Source organism: Syntrophotaleaceae bacterium, from assembly GCA_041390365.1.
Lineage (GTDB): Bacteria > Desulfobacterota > Desulfuromonadia > Desulfuromonadales > Syntrophotaleaceae > JAWKQB01.
Genome location: JAWKQB010000003.1, coordinates 856,925 through 873,039, shown reverse-complemented (window position 1 = coordinate 873,039; position 16,115 = coordinate 856,925). Strand labels below are relative to the sequence as shown.

Sequence of the window (16,115 nt, the reverse complement as noted above, 5' to 3'; positions counted from 1 at the left end):
CTCCTGTAACTTGGCTGCAACACAACGCAAAAGCCAATCACAGGAGGTTTTCTTATGACCGAAAAGCAAAACTCTGACAGGAATCTTCGGATGGACGAGGTGAGGACAGAGAAACTGGGAGGCATCTCCAGGGTTACGTTCTGGCGACTGCGCCAACGGCCAGACTTCCCGGCTGCAATCGAAATATCTCCAGGGCTCAAGCTTTTCAAAGAGTCTGAGATTGACGCCTTTATTGATCGCCAAAAACGGACGCGGGTATGACAACCGGGGCAGAAAGACCCAGAATCGGGACCGCCCTCCGCGCCTTCCTCAGTCGGTACCTGGAGGACCTGCGGGCCTTCGATAAGAGCCGCGGCGACCGGCTTACCCGGCAGATGATCGAGTGTGCCGAGTTCATCTTGACTGAGGGCGACCGGCAGAAAGGGGCGAACCATGATTGAACACTTCCGCGAAGCCATGGACGCGGCCGGAATTTCTCCCCCGCCGGAAATTCATGCAGACGGGGCACGGCACCGGTTCCATGTGCCGGGAGACTCGCCAGGGAAGAAAAACGGCTGGTATATCCTCTATCCAGACGGATTGCCCGCCGGGGTTTTTGGTACGTGGAAAGAAGGCGGTCCCGGAGACTGGCACAACTGGACCGCAAAGCCTGAGAATACCCTTTCCCCCGCCGAGAAAGCCGCGTACAGGGCAAGAATGGAAGCCGCACGGGCCGAACGGGATCGAATGCAAGCCGAAATCCAGGCCGAGGCCCGCAAGCGAGCAGCCGAAATCTGGAAAGCGGCCGAACCCGCCCCGGCGGATCACCCCTATTTGTTCAAGAAGGGCATCGAGTCGCACGGGGTCCGAATGTCAAAGGGAAGTCTGGTTGTTCCCCTGCGGGATTGCGACGGCACCTTGCAAGGGCTTCAGTTCATCACCCCGGATGGCGGCAAGAAGTACCTGACCGGAACCCGGAAGGCCGGGGCCTATTTCGCCATGGGAGGAAGGCCCGCCGGGGTCCTCTATCTCTGTGAAGGTTTCGCCACCGGGGCGAGTATTCACCAGGCAACCGGGGGAGCCGTGGCCGTCGCCTTCGATGCCGGGAACCTTCGCCCGGTAGCTGAGGCCCTGCGGGATAAGTTCCCCGGCCTGCGGATTGTCGTTTGTGCCGACAATGACCAATGGACCGAAGGGAACCCGGGAGCCAGCAAGGCCCGGGAGGCGGCCGAAGTGGTTGGGGGCCTGCTGGCCCTGCCGACCTTCCAGGAGACTACCGAGCATCCGACCGACTTCAACGACTTGCACCGCCTTGAGGGGCTGGAGGAGGCCCGGCGACAGATTGAGTTGGCAGCCAGAGAGGACGTAACACCGAAACCGGCCCGCCTGAAGGTGGTGGATATTGTCGAACTCCTCAGCCTGCAATTTCCCCCCCGTGAAAACCTACTTTCCCCTTGGCTGCCGCAGCAGGGGCTTTGCATGGTCTTTGCTCCCCGGGGCATCGGCAAGACCCATTTTTCCCTTGGCGTCTCCTACGCAGTTGCCAGCGGCGGCACCTTTCTAAATTGGACGGCCTCCCGCCCGCGGGGCGTTCTCTTCCTGGACGGTGAAATGCCCGGGGTGGTCCTTCAAGAGCGCATGGCCCGGATCGCCACCAGCAGCGACAAGGAGCCGGCCGCCCCCCTGCGGATCATCACCCCCGATCTTCAGCCGAGGGGGATGATTAACCTTTCCGATCCCGTGGACCAGGCCGCCCTTGACCCTTTCCTTGATGGCATTGATTTGATCGTAGTGGACAACCTCTCCACGCTCTGCCGCAGCGGTAAGGAGGCCGAGGGGGAAAGCTGGTTGCCGGTCCAGCAATGGGCACTCCAACAGCGGGCCGCTGGCCGCTCCGTCCTGTTCATCCACCACAGCGGAAAGAATGGCGAGCAGCGGGGCACCTCCCGCCGGGAGGACGTGCTTGACACCGTGATTGCCCTTCGGCGGCCCGGCGACTACACCCCGGACAGGGGAGCCTCCTTTGAGGTCCATTTCGAGAAGGCCCGAGGCATTTACGGCGAGGAGACCAAGCCCTTTGAGGCGACTCTTATCACGGATAGCGACGGCCGGCAGACGTGGGCCATGAAGGAGTTGGAGGCGTCCACGGCGGAGAAGGTGGCAAGACTCATGGCCGAGGGCGTCCCTCAGGCGGAGATTGGCGAGATGCTGGGCATCACCAAGGGGGCCGTCTCCAAAGCGAAAAAGCGAGCGCAGGAAATGGGGCTGTTGATATGAGTTTCCCAGTTTCCCCCCCTACACAAGGAAACCGGGAAACTTTCTTTCTAAGTAGTTATTTTATAGCAGGAAAAGCGGTTTCCCTGGTGGGAAACTGGCAGGAAACCAGGGCGGATTAAAGACCCCCTCTTTCAGCGAGTTTCCTAGTTTCCTTGCCTATAGAGGGAAACCGGGAAACTTTTCCGAGAAGCGGGAAACCGTCAGGGAAACGGGAAGGAAACCATGAGCGTTAAAGCCTTGGCAGAGCGGGTTTTACAGGGAAACCGGCAAGGAAACCGTGAGGAAACCAAGAGTTTCCTAATCCCTGAAAACAGGATACCGGAAACGGCACCCCGGGAAACTCGCCCCTGCGGTCTCACCTTGGCGGACCCGCAAGCCGATCTTAGGGACTGCGGCAAGGTTCAAGGGCACCAGGCCGCCGACACCCGCACCGCCGACCGGCTTACCCCCGCCGAGCGGTCCCGCTGGTGCTTAGACCATGAACTGACCCGGCCCGGGCATCTTTGCCGAAAAAAGAAGGACCTGGAGGGCTGCTCCCTGTGGCAGGCGGTCAAAAGCAGGCAGACCCTCCCGATGATTGCGGATTTTATCCCCCCCGGAGGCATCTTTCTAAAGTAGACCAAATTAGACGCGAAAGGAGAAAGCACCATGGCACGTGGACACAAGACAGGAGGCCGGCAAAAAGGCACCCCGAACAGGATGACGGCGAGCGTCAAGGAGGCCCTGGAGGAGGCTTTCGAACGACTGGGAGGCGTTGAGGTTCTGGCGAAGTGGGCAGAGGAAAACCCCGGCGAATTTTTCCGGCTTTGGGTGAAGATCCTCCCCCGGGATTTCAACGCCGTTGTGGAATGCCGGCCCTCGCTTGAAGATTTGATTTGTGGCACCGGCTTGGCGGGAGGGCAGGCCAATGAATGATGCAGCAATCATGTTTCCAAGCATGGCCGAACAGGAGCCCCCCGGCAAGGGACCGGGCTTTCTGACAAACCCTCCAAACCCGGACCCGGGGACGGCCGGGACGGAATCCCAAGCGGCGGAACCTGCGAGCCCTGCCGAGATGATGTATCGCGAAGGTGGCGATCCCCCAGCAGACGGCAATTACGGGGACGCCCTGGGAGGGTTCTTTGACCAGCGGGAGCGGGAGGCCCGATACAACCAGCAGGCGGAGCTAGTGGGAGAGCTGGCAGAAGCGCGGCAGGCCGTCCAAGAGGCTTTAGCTTCCTACCAGATAGGGAAAACCGGCGCTCAAGAGTTGCTTTGCCTGGCCGACGATTATGGGCGGTCGCCAAGGAGCGCCGAGGCGTTGGAGGTATTGACCGCCAGTTGTCGGGAGGAGTTTGAAAAAACCTATGGCGAGCAGCTTCCCCACGTTATGGCGGGGGCATGGCGAGTCTTTACCGAACTTCAGGCGAAAATCCCCTCCATTTCTGAATATGTGGAGGCGGGCATGGGCTCCGATCCTCGATTTATTCGGGCTTTGATTCAAGCGGCCAAAACCAGAGGCTACGTTCAGAAAGGAAAAAAACAATGACGGGCACAATGAAGGAAGCCATGACCAGCTTCGAGGCGGCAAAAACAGAGGTCGAAGCAATCCGGGGCAAGGTGGTTGCTTCTCGGAAAATTTCGGCTCACTACCGGCAGCAGCTCCAGCAGCAGTTCGAGGGGCTGGGCGAGAAAAGGCAGCGGAAAAAGGATTTACTGGAAGGGCAGGAAGGAGCCGGGCCTGAAGCCGTGGAAAAGCTGTCAACGGAGATTTCGGACCTGGAACGCAAGGTCTCCGGCTTAAAGGAGCTGGTCGATGCCTCCGAGGCAGGGGCGCGGCGGAGCCAAGAGAAGCTGTATCGTGCCCGCCAGGGGGTTTTGCGCCGCCGGGAGCGGGCCATGTTCCGGCTTATCGCAGCAGAGAAAATCGCACAGCTCAAGCCGCACCTGACCGCCCTCAAACAAGCCTTCGTGGCGTGGCAGCTTGCGGGGGGAACCAGCGACTTTCAGCTCTTCGTCGAGGAGGCCCTTGGACTGCGCGGCTTCCTCTTCAATGCACGAAACGAGGTGGCCGAGGTCGAGGCGAAACTTCGGGACGAGTTCAACGCTCATCGCCCCTGATGCGGCCGCTGAAAAGACTGGAATGGAATTGAGGCCGGGGGCTGTCCCCTGGCCTTTTTCCTTGGCAATTATGTTAAACTACCTCGAAGGAGGAACGACGGATGACCAAAACGAAAGTGACCAGACTTTACCCGGTCGGAGAAGAAACGATTTTGGATGGGTCAAAACCGCCCGAGAGCGGGACACATACCCCGCTGGCAGAGTATCGGCCATCACCGCCTGAGAAGGCGGAACACCCCGACTTAAAACCAAACACTTGACCGCCCCTCGGTTGACCGCCAAGGGGTTTTTCTTTTTCAGGAGAGGAAAGGGGGCACCGAGGGTCCAAAGGTAGCACGAAGGGTAGCACGACCAGCGAGAGAAGAACAAAGGGCTTAACCGAAACCGGCTAAGCCCTTGTTTTTACTGGCGGAGGGGGTGGGATTCGAACCCACGGTACCTTGCGGTACAACAGATTTCGAGTCTGTCACCTTCGACCTCTCGGACACCCCTCCAAAGGTCTTTTTTACTTCTTTTATGATTGCTGTTTCTTTTGGGCCCGCAGCTCCCGAAAGAAACCGCTCAGCATTTCGCTGCACTCCTCGCTTAGCACACCCTCTACGACCTCTACCCGGTGATTGAATCGTTCATCCCGGGAAAAATCGTAGATGGAACCGGCGGCTCCGGCTCGAGGATCTCGACAAGCGTAAACCAGACGCGGTATTCTCGCCAGGATGATGGCGCCCATGCACATGACGCAGGGTTCCAAGGTCACATAGATAGTGCAGTCGAGAAGCCGCCAGGAACTGAGGGTCGCCGCGGCCTCGCGGATGGCAATCATCTCGGCGTGAGTGGTCGGGTCGTTGCTCGACTCCCGCAGATTGTGCCCCCGGCCGATAATGCGGCCGCCGTGAACCATCACAGCTCCGATGGGAACTTCCCCCAATGCGGCGGCGCTCCGGGCTTCTTCCATGGCCGCTGCCATGAAGACCTGATCCTGGTTGTCGATCGGTTCCACCCTTGCCGTTTCCCTCTTTTCACGCATATACGCCCAACGGCAGAGACCTTTTACCATGATCCCATGCTAAAAACAAGAGAGGATGTGCCCTGATTCAGGAGAAACGGCCATTCCGTTTGACATCCTTCCATCCCCACATAAACTTCTTAGAACCATCTAAAAAACCATTTGAAAATCAATTGCATTGCCGCTTCAGGGGACCGATCTCCAGCCTGCATCCTTCAATCAAGTCAGAGAGAAAGGAGTTTCAGGAATGGCCGGAAAGATGAAGACCATGGACGGCAATACGGCGGCGGCCTACGTAGCCTATGCTCTGAGCGAGGTAGCCGCCATCTATCCCATCACCCCCTCCTCGAACATGGGCGAGGCCGCCGACGAGTGGGCAGCGGAGGGGAAGCGGAACATTTTCGGGCAGGTTATCGACGTCCGTCAGCTTCAGTCCGAGGCGGGCGCTGCTGGAGCCGTCCACGGCAGCCTCGCCGCCGGGGCCCTGACCACCACCTTTACCGCTTCCCAGGGGCTGCTGCTGATGCTGCCGAACATGTACAAGATCGCCGGGGAGTGCCTGCCCGGAGTTTTTCATGTTTCGGCGCGGGCGCTGGCGGCCCAGGCCCTGTCCATCTTCGGCGATCATCAGGACGTGATGGCTGCCCGACCGACCGGCTTTGCCCTGCTCTGCTCCTGTTCGGTGCAGGAATGCATGGATCTGGCCCTTGTGGCGCATCTCGCAGCCATCGAGGGGCAGTTGCCCTTTCTGCACTTTTTCGACGGGTTCCGCACTTCACACGAATTGCAGAAGATTGCGGTGATCGATTACGAGGACATGGCCAGGCTGGTCCATTGCGAAAAGCTCACCGCATTCCGGCGCCAGGCGATGAACCCCGAGCACCCGGAACTCCGTGGTACGGCGCAGAACCCGGACATCTACTTCCAGAACAGGGAGCGGATCAACCCTCTGTACCAGGCCCTGCCCGGCATTGTTGCGGCCAACATGAAAAAGGTGTCCGATCTGACCGGCCGCACCTATCAGTTATTCGACTACAGCGGGCATCCCGAAGCGGAGCGGGTGATGATCGCCATGGGATCGGGCTGCGAAACGATCGAGGAGGTGGTCCGTCACCTCAACACATCCGGCGAAAAGCTGGGTGTGGTAAAGGTCCGCCTCTACCGCCCCTTCGACGCCCGGGCGCTGCTGGAGGTGATCCCTCCATCGGCCCGGAAGATCACCGTGCTGGACCGTACCAAGGAGCCCGGGTCTCTGGGAGAACCCCTTTACACCGATGTCTGCACCGCTTTTGTCGAGCGGGGCGGTGAGCTGCCGGAGCTCTTCGCCGGCCGCTACGGGCTCGGTTCCAAGGAGTTTCGGCCGGTCCATGTGAAAGCCGTTTTCGACAACATGTCCGGTTCCAAACGAAAATTCACCGTGGGCATCAACGACGACGTGAGCGGCCTGTCCATCCCCGTCGGCGACCCCCTGGCCACGACCCCGGAGGGAACCATCCAGTGCAAGTTCTGGGGGATGGGTGCGGACGGCACCGTCGGCGCAAACAAGGCTGCCATCAAGATCATCGGCGACAACACCGACCTGTTCGCCCAGGCCTACTTCGCCTACGATTCCAAAAAGTCCGGCGGCATCACCGTCTCCCACCTCCGGTTCGGCAGGCAGCCGATCCAGTCCACCTATCTGGTCGACGATGCCGACTTCATCGCCTGCCATCAGAACTCCTACGTGCAGATCTACGATCTTCTCGACGGCATCAAGGAGAGCGGCACCTTTCTCCTCAACTCCCCCTGGAGCACGGCGGAGGAGATGGAAGCCAACCTGCCCGCGGCCATGCGGCGCAAAATTGCGGAAAAACGGCTCAAGCTGTTCAATGTCGACGCCATCAGGATCGCTACTGAAGCAGGACTGGGCGGCCGCATCAACATGATCATGCAGACGGCCTTCTTCAAGCTGTCAAAGGTCATCCCCTTCGACCGGGCGGTCGAACTGCTCAAGGATTTCATTCAATCGGAGTATGGCCGCAAGGGCGAAAAAATCGTGAAGATGAACAACGACGCCGTAGACAGGGCGATCGGCAGCCTGGTGGAAATCTCCTGGCCCGACTCCTGGCAGGAATCTTCCGACGAGCGGGGTCTGGACTTTCGTCTGCAGCAGGAGATGCCGGACTACGTCCGCGAGGTGATCTTCCCGATTCTGCGCCAGAAGGGGGACGACATCCCCGTCTCCGCCTTCGTGCCGAGTGGCGCCTTCCCCATGTCCACTTCGCAGTACGAAAAGCGGGGCGTGGCGATCAATGTTCCCGAGTGGATCAAGGAAAACTGCATTCAGTGCAACCAGTGCTCGCTGATCTGCCCGCACGGCACCATCCGCCCCTTTTTGGCTACCGACGAAGAGATGAAATCCGCCCCGGAAACCTTTGAAACCCTGCCGGCCACGGGCAAGGAGCTGAAGGGGCTGAACTACCGTATTCAGGTCTACCCGCTGGACTGCATGGGCTGCGGCAACTGCGCCGACATCTGTCCGGCCAAAAAACCGGCTTTGGTCATGAAGCCCTTCGTCACCCAGACAGACCAGGATACGAACCGGGCCTTCGCCGAAAAGATCGGTTACAAGGGCCACCTGATGAAGCGCGAAACCCTCAAGGGGAGCCAGTTCCAGCAGCCGCTGCTGGAATTTCACGGCGCCTGCTCCGGCTGCGGGGAGAGTCCTTACGTCAAGCTCATAACCCAGCTCTTCGGCGAGCGGATGATCATCGCCAACGCCACCGGCTGCACCTCCATCTGGGGCGCCTCGGCCCCCACCGCCCCCTACCGCACCAACCATGAAGGCCAGGGGCCGGCGTGGAACAACTCTCTGTTCGAGGATACCGCCGAGCTGGGCTACGGTTTTGTGCTGGCCATCTCCCAACGCCGCCGGCAACTTGCCAATCTGATGACCAGGGCTCTGGAAGGACAGGTTGAGGATCATCTGCGGGAAGCCATGGCCGGCTGGCTGGAGCATCGGGACGACCCGACCCGCTCCCGGGAGTACGGTGATCGTCTCAAGGAACTTCTGCCCAGGGAAGACGACCCGCTACTGAAGGAGATCGCCACCTTTGCCGACCTCTTTACCAAAAAATCGATCTGGGCCTTCGGCGGGGACGGCTGGGCTTACGACATCGGTTTCGGCGGCCTGGACCATGTCCTGTCCACCGACGAGAACATCAATCTTCTGGTTCTCGACACCGAACTCTACTCCAACACCGGCGGCCAGTGCTCCAAGGCGACCCCCCTCGGTTCCATCGCCAAGTTCGCCGCGGCAGGCAAAGGCAGCGCCAAAAAGGATCTCGGTCGCATGGCCATGACCTACGGCAGCGCCTATGTGACCTCCATTTCCATGGGGGCGGACAAGAACCATACCATCAAGGCGCTGCTGGAAGCCGAGGCCTACCCCGGACCTTCCCTGATTCTGGCCTATGCCACCTGCATCAACCAGGGGCTGCGCAAGGGCATGAGCAAGTCGATCGAGGAGATGAATCTTGCGGTCAAGTCGGGCTACTGGCCCCTCTACCGGTACAATCCACAGTTGCGGGCCGAGGGAAAAAATCCCTTCATTTACGAATCCAAGGAACCGGACGGCTCTTTGCAGGATTTCCTTTCCGGAGAGGTGCGCTATGCGGCCCTGGAAAGAACGTTCCCGGATCGGTCGAAAGAGCTGAGATCCAGGCTGGAAAGGGAGATAATGGAGCGGCATGAGATCTACCGCAACATGGCCGACTGGCGGCCCTATCAGGGGGACACTCCTCCCGAGGGAGGGCGGGACCGGACCCATGTCCCCGCGGCGGCAGGAGCCACCGAGGAACCGGCGGACATCTGCGTCACCGCAACCAGCGATGCCCGTTACAGCCGCCCCAATTCACCGGAGGATACCTGTGATGACGGCCGGGCCGGCATCGACAAAGACATGGACGACGACAAGGACCATATAGGCCCCGGCGGCAAGGGCTGAAAACAGCACGAATTGCCCCGGACCATCCGGTCCGGGGCTTTTTATCCTTTTGCGGCCATCGACAGACATTTGGCGATAACGGCAAGAAGGTGAGAACCCCGCACCGGTTTGCTGACAAAATCATCCATCCCTGCCGCAGTACACTCTCTACGCAGCTTGTGACCGGCATGGGCGGTCAGGGCGATAATGCAAGGATGGTCGCCGGTCCCCTTGTCCAGTTCCCGAATCCGCCGGGCGGCTTCCAGGCCGCCCAGACGCGGCATCTGCAGATCCATCAGGACGACTGCAAAAGAACCTTCCCGGCACTTTTCCACCACCTCAATTCCGTCTTCCGCCACCTCCACCGTCCAACCCGCATCAGACAGCATCAACACGATCATCTCCCGGACCAGGGGGTCGTCTTCGGCCAGCAACAGGCGCCCGCCCCACGTCTTTCTTTCCAGCGGCGAGAAGGCATCAGGTTTTGGCGGAGAGGGTGGCAACTGCTGCGGATTCAGGGGGAGGCAGAAGGAAAATATGCTGCCGATGCCCGGCCGGCTCTCGACCGTCAATTCTCCTCCCATCATGGAAACAAGATCTCGGCTAATGGCGAGACCCAATCCCGTGCCTCCGAAACGACGAGTATTGGAAACGTCGGCCTGGGTAAAGGGTTCAAAAATCAATCTCTGCTTGTCGGGTGTAACCCCTATGCCGGTGTCACGAACAGATAACCGGATACGGCTGTCGCCTTCACGCATCGCCGAGATCTTGACTTCCCCCTTATCGGTAAACTTCACGGCATTGCCAACCAGATTGACCATAACCTGGATCAGCCGGTTGGGATCGCCCACCAGCGTTTCCGGCAGCCTGGGGTCGATGGTCAGATAGAGATCGAGTCCCTTGCGGCCGGCGGGCAGCCGGAACATCTCCACAATCTGCCGCAGGCACTCGCGCAGACTGAAAGAAGACAAACAGAGGGAGATTTTTCCCTCTTCGATCCGGCAAAAATCGAGCAGATCCTCGATGATGGATAAAAGATTTTGTCCGCCTTTCTCGGCCAGATCCAACAACAACCTCTGCGCCTCGGTCGGTTCGCTATCAAGCAATAGCTCCAGAGATCCGAGAATGACGGTCAGGGGCGTCCGCAACTCGTGGCCCATGTTCGTCAGAAATGCACTCTTGACCCGGTTGGCCTCTTCCGCAGTTTCCTTGGCCTGCTCCAGCATCTTTTCGTAGGCCACGCGTTCCGTGACATCGGTGCCGATATGAGCGGCTCCCAGCAGCTCTCCATTCGAGCTTCTCACAGGGCTGAAACGCAAATCGTAAATGCGGCCTTCGCCATCGCCATCCTGAATCCGGGCGGAAACGCTGAAGGCTTCCCCCATGAGAGCCCGCTGCCAAAGGGGCTGGACCTGAGCAAGCACTTCAGGATGACCGGAGAGCAGTTCGGGCAGGGATTGTTGCAGATGCGGGGCGACGTCATGGCGTTGCTTCAAAATTGCAACAAATGCCCGGTTGAAGCAGAGCAGGCGCAAGTCCTGATCGACAGCGGCAATCAGGTCGGGACTGCCGTCGATCAGGAACTGCAGGAGTTCTCGCGTCTGCAGGAGAAGTTTTTCTCCCTGCCGCAAGGCTTCCTCGGCCTGCCTCTGTTCGGAAAGGTCCTTTATCTGGGCAAGAATGACCGCCTCTCCGCGCAGAGTGACTTTGCGCAGATAAACTTCGGCCATAAAAGAGGATCCATTCCCGGCCCGCCGGCTTGGCCATTGCACAAGCTGCGGTTCTCCCGCTGCCGTTCGCTCCCAGATCGCTCTCGCCTTCCGCGCCAACTCGATTGCACCATCTGCCGTAACATCGTCGATGGTCAGGCTCAAGGCTTTTTCCCGACTGATGTTGTGGAGGCGCAAAAACGGCTCATTGACGTCCAGAATCCGGCCGTCGACGGTGTTCAGGACGATAGCGTCGCGGGCACTGTTGAAAACCATTCGCAACATCTCTTCCGATTCCCGGAGAGCCCGCTCGGCTTCCTGATGCCCGCGCAGATCATGAATGCAGCCGCCGAACTGGTTGTGTCCGGCCTGGGAGAAGTGGTTGACGGAGATCGCAACCGGAATCTCACGGCCGTCCGCATGCCGGTGCGCGGTCTCGAAAAACAGAGACCCCTTTTCCTGCACCTCCTCCCAGATCTCCTGCCACTGCTCAAATGAAAAACGGGCATCGACCTCGACCAGGCGGAGGGAGAGCAGTTCTTCCCGGGTGCGACCGAAATGAACGCAGGTGCCTTCATTGACGAAGGTAAAACGAAATCCGTCTTCAGGATCGCAAGTATAAAAAGGATCGGGACAGCGCAACGCCACGCTTTTCATAAACGAAAGTGCTCTCTCCCGCAGATCGGCACTCAGGTCTTCCAAATCTCCACTCCGGAATTTGAAATTTCCTCAAATTTTAGCACATCTAAATCAGCGCAATCCTTTGGAGAACAAGAAACTTATCTTTGAGCCGCCAAAGCCCTCGAGCAGTCTCCTTGCAATACCCCCTTCCGTTGATAAGATAGGCTTAACGTCATAAGTGAAACGAAACCCGGAATTCGAAAGGGGGATAAACTTATGGAAAGGGCGCCATTAAAGGACAAGGATTACGATCTGGTCAGCACCATTTATCACGCCTCTCAGGGATATGAAAACTGCCGGAAGTATGCCGAGGACGCCCAGAAAGAGGGAGATTCGGAGGCCGCCCAGTTTTTCAACGACGTGTGCGATCAAAATGAGAAACTGGTTCAGCATGGCAAGGAACTGCTGAAGAAAAGGATCTGAGCAAACTTCGAAGCAAAAAAAAATCGGGTAGGAGGCGGGGTCACCCCCGCCGTCCTCCCACACCACCGTGCGTACGGTTCCGTACACGGCGGTTCACAAAGCACTCTGAAAGCGTCTGAGACTGTCTACCAAGCAGATCAGCCCCAGTTTATCGAAGAAGGATTTTCGAAACGCATCGTGCATGTGCGAGGCTCCTGCATTCCACCAGGGGCCTCGCCCGTTTTGAGCCGACCTCCATGCTCTGAGTTCCGACAATCCCCGCCGCATCAAATTCCTGGCCCGCGTAAAAGAGCGCTTCCACTGCCGCCACAGAATGCAGCGTAGTTTCCGCCTGACCCAGCTATCCAGTTCTTCGAAGATGCCTTTGACTTCCGCCAGCCGAAAGTAGGCGATCCATCCCCGCAGTTTCGGGGTGGACTCTTCGATGACCCGTTTGAGGCTGTGTCCCCTTCCCCGACGAAAGAGCTCTCTGAGGTTGGCCTTGAACCGTTTCACAGAGCCTTCAGCCACCTTGAGCCGCGGTTTCTTGTGAAAGGTCATCCTGTAACCCAGAAAGGTTCTCTCCCAGGGGCGGCCAACGGCGCTTTTGACGCGGTTGACCTTGAGTTTCAGCCGCTGTTCGAGAAACTGGATCAGCGAAGCCATGACCCGCTCCGCCGATTGCCGACTGCGCACGTAAATGTTGCAATCATCGGCATAACGGCAGAAGGCGTGGCCGCGCCTCTCCAGTTCCTTGTCGAACTCGTCAAGCAGGATGTTCGACAACAGCGGCGAGAGCGGGCCGCCTTGCGGCGTCCCTTCCACCCGTGGCGAGACGATCCCCCCTTCGAGCACTCCGGCCCTCAGGTATCTGCGGATCAGTCGCAGTACACGGGGGTCTTTGACCTTGCGGGCCACTCGTGCCATAAGCACGTCGTGTCCGACCCGGTCGAAGAACTTCTCCAGGTCGATATCGACCACCCACCGCCGCCCTTCGGCCACATGCCTGCGGGCTGCTTGTACCGCCTGGTGGGCGCTCCGTCCGGGCCGAAACCCGTAGGAGCTATCGGAGAATCCGGTATCGAACAGCCGCATCAGCTCCTGATGCAGCGCCTGCTGAATGAGCCGGTCCAGCACCGTGGGAATGCCGAGCATGCGCACCCCGCCGCCGGGCTTGGGTATCTCGACCTTCCGCACCGGTTGGGGCTGGTAGCTTCCGTTCAGCAGGTCCTCCTTGATGCGCGGCCATTCCTTGACCAGGTAGCCTTTCAGCTCACCCACCTGCATCCCGTCGATGCCGGGGGCTCCCTTGTTGCCAACCACCCGGTCGTAGGCCGCCATCATGTTGCCGCGACTGACAACCTCTTCCATCAGCCGCGTCTCCGCTTCCGTCCAGGACGGTTCCCGGCATGCCGTGACGTTTGACGCACCTGTGCCATACTCTTGCGACTTCCGGTCGCTACCCTCGGGCGCGGCCCCTGATATCTCAACCAGGGCTTCTGCTTCTTCGATCGTCATCGAAATTCGAGTCTCCTGAATGGCGCCTCGTGTTCGGCCCTTCACCGGGATGGTCAACCCCGGCTACTATGGCCTCTGCTGACTTCTGCCGACCCGTCCCGACGCCTCTCGACGCCGGTAGCACGAGGCAGATCGGCAGATCTCCCAGGGTAATGCGCGTGACCTTCCCATATACCCGCCGCATCTACAGCCCCACCCTCCCGGATGGCTATGGGGCTTTGAAGATTATGGCCTTCTCGCCCGGATGGAACTGCCTCGTATGCGATTTCTGTTCGTCGGGCCGGGAGTTTGCCTGCGGCTTCCTTCAGATTCCACCTCGCGGTGGACACCCTTGCCGTTCGGCTAGTGGTTCCCGCCATCAGGGTCCACAGGGGACTTACACCCCCAAGTCATCCGGTCATCACCACAACAACCGGAACAGCGCCAGTCAAGGCGCTACGCGCCATGCCTGGCGCACCATAAAAAGGCCTTAGCTCCGAAAGGGGCTAAGGCCTTGATTTTAAATGGCGCGCCGCGAGAGATTCGAACTCCCGGCCTTCTGATCCGTAGTCAGACGCTCTATCCAGCTGAGCTAGCGGCGCGTATGCGAGACCGCAATTTATCGCCGATTTCGGCGTTTATGTCAAACCTTTTTTCTTTTTCTGTTCAAGAAGATTTCAAATCGAATGGCGGAGAGGGAGGCAGTGGGGGTGTCAGCGCTCGCTCCGCTTCGAATCCCTCTGGGACCCGTTCTGCTTAATTTAAATGGCGGAGAGGGAGGGATTCGCCTACTCTGTCGCCGACATCACGTCGGCTCCGGCGCAGGCCCCCCTCCGCTCGCTGACGCGGGCATCCCTGCCCGCTTTTCTGACATTAAGTCAGCGCTCGCTCCGCTTCGAATCCCTCTGGGACCCGTTCTGCTTAATTTAAATGGCGGAGAGGGAGGGATTCGAACCCTCGGTACAGGTTTACCCCGTACACTCGCTTAGCAGGCGAGCGCCTTCAGCCGACTCGGCCACCTCTCCGTACGATATTCTCTTGTATTGAAACTTCCGCGTCGAATCCTACATGACCACCGCGGCTGTATTGAGCTGGCGGAGGAGGTAGGATTCGAACCCACGGTGCTTTCGCACAACGGTTTTCAAGACCGCCGCCTTAAGCCACTCGGCCACTCCTCCGCAACCTTGATTCGGTCAGCCCCTGGCGGAGATCTTTTCCAGGCCGCCCATGTAGGGACGCAGCACCTCGGGAATGACGACAGTGCCGTCTTCCTGCTGGTAGTTTTCCAGTATGGCGACCAGTGTTCTGCCGACGGCAAGACCGGAACCGTTCAGGGTATGCACCAGCTCCGGCTTTCCTTTGGCTTCACGGCGGAAGCGGATCGCGGCCCGCCGCGCCTGGAAGTCCCGGAAGTTGGAACAGGAGGAGATCTCCCGGTAGGCCTGCTGACCCGGCAGCCAGACTTCGATGTCGAAGGTCCGGGCAGCCGAGAAACCGATATCGCCGGTACACAGATCGACGACCCGATAGGGCAGGTTCAGCTGACGCAGCACCTGCTCGGCATCGTCGAGCAGTTTATCCAGCTCCCGGTCCGACTCTTCAGGCAGAACGAATTTGACCAGCTCCACCTTGTTGAACTGGTGCTGGCGGATCAAGCCCCGCGTATCGCGGCCGTGGGAGCCCGCTTCCTTGCGGAAACAGGGGGTGTAGGCCGTGTAGCGGATGGGCAATTCCGCCGCCGCGAGGATTTCGTCACGGTGAATGTTGGTCACCGGCACCTCGGCGGTCGGAATCAGGAAAAAGTCCGGATCATCCAGATGAAAAAGATCGCTTTCGAACTTGGGGAGCTGTCCCGTCCCCGTCATGGTGTCCCTGTTTACCATAAAGGGCGGCAAAATTTCAATATATTTGTGGCTGCCGGTATGCAGGTCGAGCATGAAGTTGATCAGGGCCCGCTCCAGCCGCGCACCCGGCCCCTGCATCAGCGAGAATCGTGCTCCGGCCAGCTTTCCGGCCCGTTCGAAATCGAGGATGCCGAGATTTTCGCCAATCTCCCAATGGGGTTTTGGTTCGAACTCGAAACGGCGCGGTTCACCCCAGGTGCGCACCTCGCGGTTGTCCTCCTCACCGGCGCCGATGGGGCAATCCTCGTGGGGCAGGTTGGGCAGAATTAGCAGCAGATCCTGCAACCGGACCTCGACCTCCTTGAGTTCCTCGTCGAGATCCTTGATGCGTTTGGAGACCTCCTGCATGCGGGCGATCTCGTCCTGCACCTGGCTCTTGTCTTTCGTCTTGCCGATCAGGGCCGAAACCTTGTTGCGCTCGGCCTTGAGGGACTCCGATTCACCGAGCAGCGTCCGACGACGACCATCGAGTTCGGCGAAGGGACCGAGATCCACCTCTCCCCCGCGGGTGGCGAGACGCTCGCGGACCTGTTCCAGATTATCACGCAGATATTTGACGTCAAACATGGCATTATCCCTCTGTTTCGGCCGATATAGCG

Annotated in this window: 13 protein-coding genes and 4 tRNA genes; 9 read left to right on the top strand and 8 right to left on the bottom strand. The window is 59.3% G+C overall.

The features are described from left to right. Nucleotides 1–54 precede the first annotated feature (54 nt). From R2940_16290 to R2940_16260, 7 genes are all read left to right on the top strand, one after another. Nucleotides 55–261 (top strand): hypothetical protein, encoded by a 207-nt coding sequence (locus R2940_16290; GenBank protein ID MEZ4601348.1) that lies wholly within the window; start codon nucleotides 55–57, stop codon nucleotides 259–261. After that, nucleotides 258–440, top strand: a complete 183-nt coding sequence (locus R2940_16285; protein ID MEZ4601347.1) for a hypothetical protein — start codon at nucleotides 258–260, stop codon at nucleotides 438–440. The genes R2940_16290 and R2940_16285 overlap by 4 nt, the downstream gene beginning before the upstream one ends. After that, nucleotides 433–2,256 carry an AAA family ATPase gene (locus R2940_16280; protein ID MEZ4601346.1) on the top strand — a complete coding sequence of 608 codons (1,824 nt, stop codon included), beginning with the start codon at nucleotides 433–435 and terminating at the stop codon, nucleotides 2,254–2,256. Before R2940_16285 ends, R2940_16280 begins: the two co-directional genes overlap by 8 nt. Nucleotides 2,257–2,478: 222 nt before the next feature. Continuing rightward, nucleotides 2,479–2,874: a hypothetical protein gene (locus tag R2940_16275; GenBank protein ID MEZ4601345.1), complete on the top strand. Its 396-nt coding sequence runs from the start codon at nucleotides 2,479–2,481 to the stop codon at nucleotides 2,872–2,874. Between the two features lie 30 nt (nucleotides 2,875–2,904). Beyond that, nucleotides 2,905–3,171 carry a hypothetical protein gene (locus R2940_16270; GenBank protein ID MEZ4601344.1) on the top strand — a complete coding sequence of 89 codons (267 nt, stop codon included), beginning with the start codon at nucleotides 2,905–2,907 and terminating at the stop codon, nucleotides 3,169–3,171. Continuing rightward, a complete protein-coding gene (locus R2940_16265; GenBank protein MEZ4601343.1) occupies nucleotides 3,164–3,784 on the top strand; it encodes a hypothetical protein in 621 nt (206 codons plus the stop codon). Before R2940_16270 ends, R2940_16265 begins: the two co-directional genes overlap by 8 nt. Continuing rightward, a complete protein-coding gene (locus tag R2940_16260; GenBank protein ID MEZ4601342.1) occupies nucleotides 3,781–4,356 on the top strand; it encodes a hypothetical protein in 576 nt (191 codons plus the stop codon). The genes R2940_16265 and R2940_16260 overlap by 4 nt, the downstream gene beginning before the upstream one ends. Before the next feature lie 406 nt (nucleotides 4,357–4,762). Here the strand turns inward: R2940_16260 and R2940_16255 are convergent. Beyond that, nucleotides 4,763–4,850 (bottom strand) — tRNA-Ser (locus R2940_16255). Between the two features lie 20 nt (nucleotides 4,851–4,870). Next, nucleotides 4,871–5,410 carry a tRNA adenosine(34) deaminase TadA gene (gene tadA, locus R2940_16250; protein MEZ4601341.1) on the bottom strand — a complete coding sequence of 180 codons (540 nt, stop codon included), beginning with the start codon at nucleotides 5,408–5,410 and terminating at the stop codon, nucleotides 4,871–4,873. A gap of 196 nt (nucleotides 5,411–5,606) precedes the next feature. Between tadA and nifJ the strand changes: the two genes are divergently transcribed. Further along, nucleotides 5,607–9,344, top strand: a complete 3,738-nt coding sequence (nifJ, locus tag R2940_16245; GenBank protein MEZ4601340.1) for a pyruvate:ferredoxin (flavodoxin) oxidoreductase — start codon at nucleotides 5,607–5,609, stop codon at nucleotides 9,342–9,344. 41 nt (nucleotides 9,345–9,385) lie between these two features. Here the strand turns inward: nifJ and R2940_16240 are convergent, their stop codons facing one another. Then, complete coding sequence (locus R2940_16240; protein ID MEZ4601339.1) at nucleotides 9,386–11,734, bottom strand: PAS domain S-box protein; 2,349 nt, start codon at nucleotides 11,732–11,734, stop codon at nucleotides 9,386–9,388. A gap of 195 nt (nucleotides 11,735–11,929) precedes the next feature. Here R2940_16240 and R2940_16235 point away from each other — a divergent pair, with 195 nt between their 5' ends. Beyond that, the gene (locus R2940_16235; GenBank protein MEZ4601338.1) at nucleotides 11,930–12,136 is read left to right on the top strand and encodes a hypothetical protein; all 207 of its coding nucleotides are present in this window, start codon (nucleotides 11,930–11,932) and stop codon (nucleotides 12,134–12,136) included. Nucleotides 12,137–12,229: 93 nt separating this feature from the next. Here the strand turns inward: R2940_16235 and ltrA are convergent, their stop codons facing one another. The 5 genes from ltrA to serS all read right to left on the bottom strand — a co-directional run bounded on the left by ltrA (nucleotide 12,230) and on the right by serS (nucleotide 16,083). After that, on the bottom strand, nucleotides 12,230–13,633 hold the full coding sequence (ltrA, locus tag R2940_16230) for a group II intron reverse transcriptase/maturase (GenBank protein ID MEZ4601337.1): 1,404 nt from the start codon (nucleotides 13,631–13,633) through the stop codon (nucleotides 12,230–12,232). A gap of 504 nt (nucleotides 13,634–14,137) precedes the next feature. Further along, nucleotides 14,138–14,214 (bottom strand) — tRNA-Arg (locus R2940_16225). A 329-nt stretch (nucleotides 14,215–14,543) separates the two neighbouring features. Further along, nucleotides 14,544–14,637, bottom strand: a tRNA-Ser gene (locus R2940_16220). A gap of 67 nt (nucleotides 14,638–14,704) precedes the next feature. Beyond that, nucleotides 14,705–14,790: transfer RNA gene (locus R2940_16215), tRNA-Ser, on the bottom strand. Between the two features lie 15 nt (nucleotides 14,791–14,805). Beyond that, complete coding sequence (gene serS / locus R2940_16210) at nucleotides 14,806–16,083, bottom strand: serine--tRNA ligase (protein ID MEZ4601336.1); 1,278 nt, start codon at nucleotides 16,081–16,083, stop codon at nucleotides 14,806–14,808. Nucleotides 16,084–16,115 lie beyond the last annotated feature (32 nt).

Coding starts and splice junctions, on each gene's coding strand:
- R2940_16290 (MEZ4601348.1), top strand. CDS start 55: ATGACCGAAAAGCAAAACTCTGACAGGAATCTTCGGATGGACGAGGTG.
- R2940_16285 (MEZ4601347.1), top strand. CDS start 258: ATGACAACCGGGGCAGAAAGACCCAGAATCGGGACCGCCCTCCGCGCC.
- R2940_16280 (MEZ4601346.1), top strand. CDS start 433: ATGATTGAACACTTCCGCGAAGCCATGGACGCGGCCGGAATTTCTCCC.
- R2940_16275 (MEZ4601345.1), top strand. CDS start 2,479: ATGAGCGTTAAAGCCTTGGCAGAGCGGGTTTTACAGGGAAACCGGCAA.
- R2940_16270 (MEZ4601344.1), top strand. CDS start 2,905: ATGGCACGTGGACACAAGACAGGAGGCCGGCAAAAAGGCACCCCGAAC.
- R2940_16265 (MEZ4601343.1), top strand. CDS start 3,164: ATGAATGATGCAGCAATCATGTTTCCAAGCATGGCCGAACAGGAGCCC.
- R2940_16260 (MEZ4601342.1), top strand. CDS start 3,781: ATGACGGGCACAATGAAGGAAGCCATGACCAGCTTCGAGGCGGCAAAA.
- tadA (MEZ4601341.1), bottom strand. CDS start 5,410: ATGGTAAAAGGTCTCTGCCGTTGGGCGTATATGCGTGAAAAGAGGGAA.
- nifJ (MEZ4601340.1), top strand. CDS start 5,607: ATGGCCGGAAAGATGAAGACCATGGACGGCAATACGGCGGCGGCCTAC.
- R2940_16235 (MEZ4601338.1), top strand. CDS start 11,930: ATGGAAAGGGCGCCATTAAAGGACAAGGATTACGATCTGGTCAGCACC.
- ltrA (MEZ4601337.1), bottom strand. CDS start 13,633: ATGACGATCGAAGAAGCAGAAGCCCTGGTTGAGATATCAGGGGCCGCG.
- serS (MEZ4601336.1), bottom strand. CDS start 16,083: ATGTTTGACGTCAAATATCTGCGTGATAATCTGGAACAGGTCCGCGAG.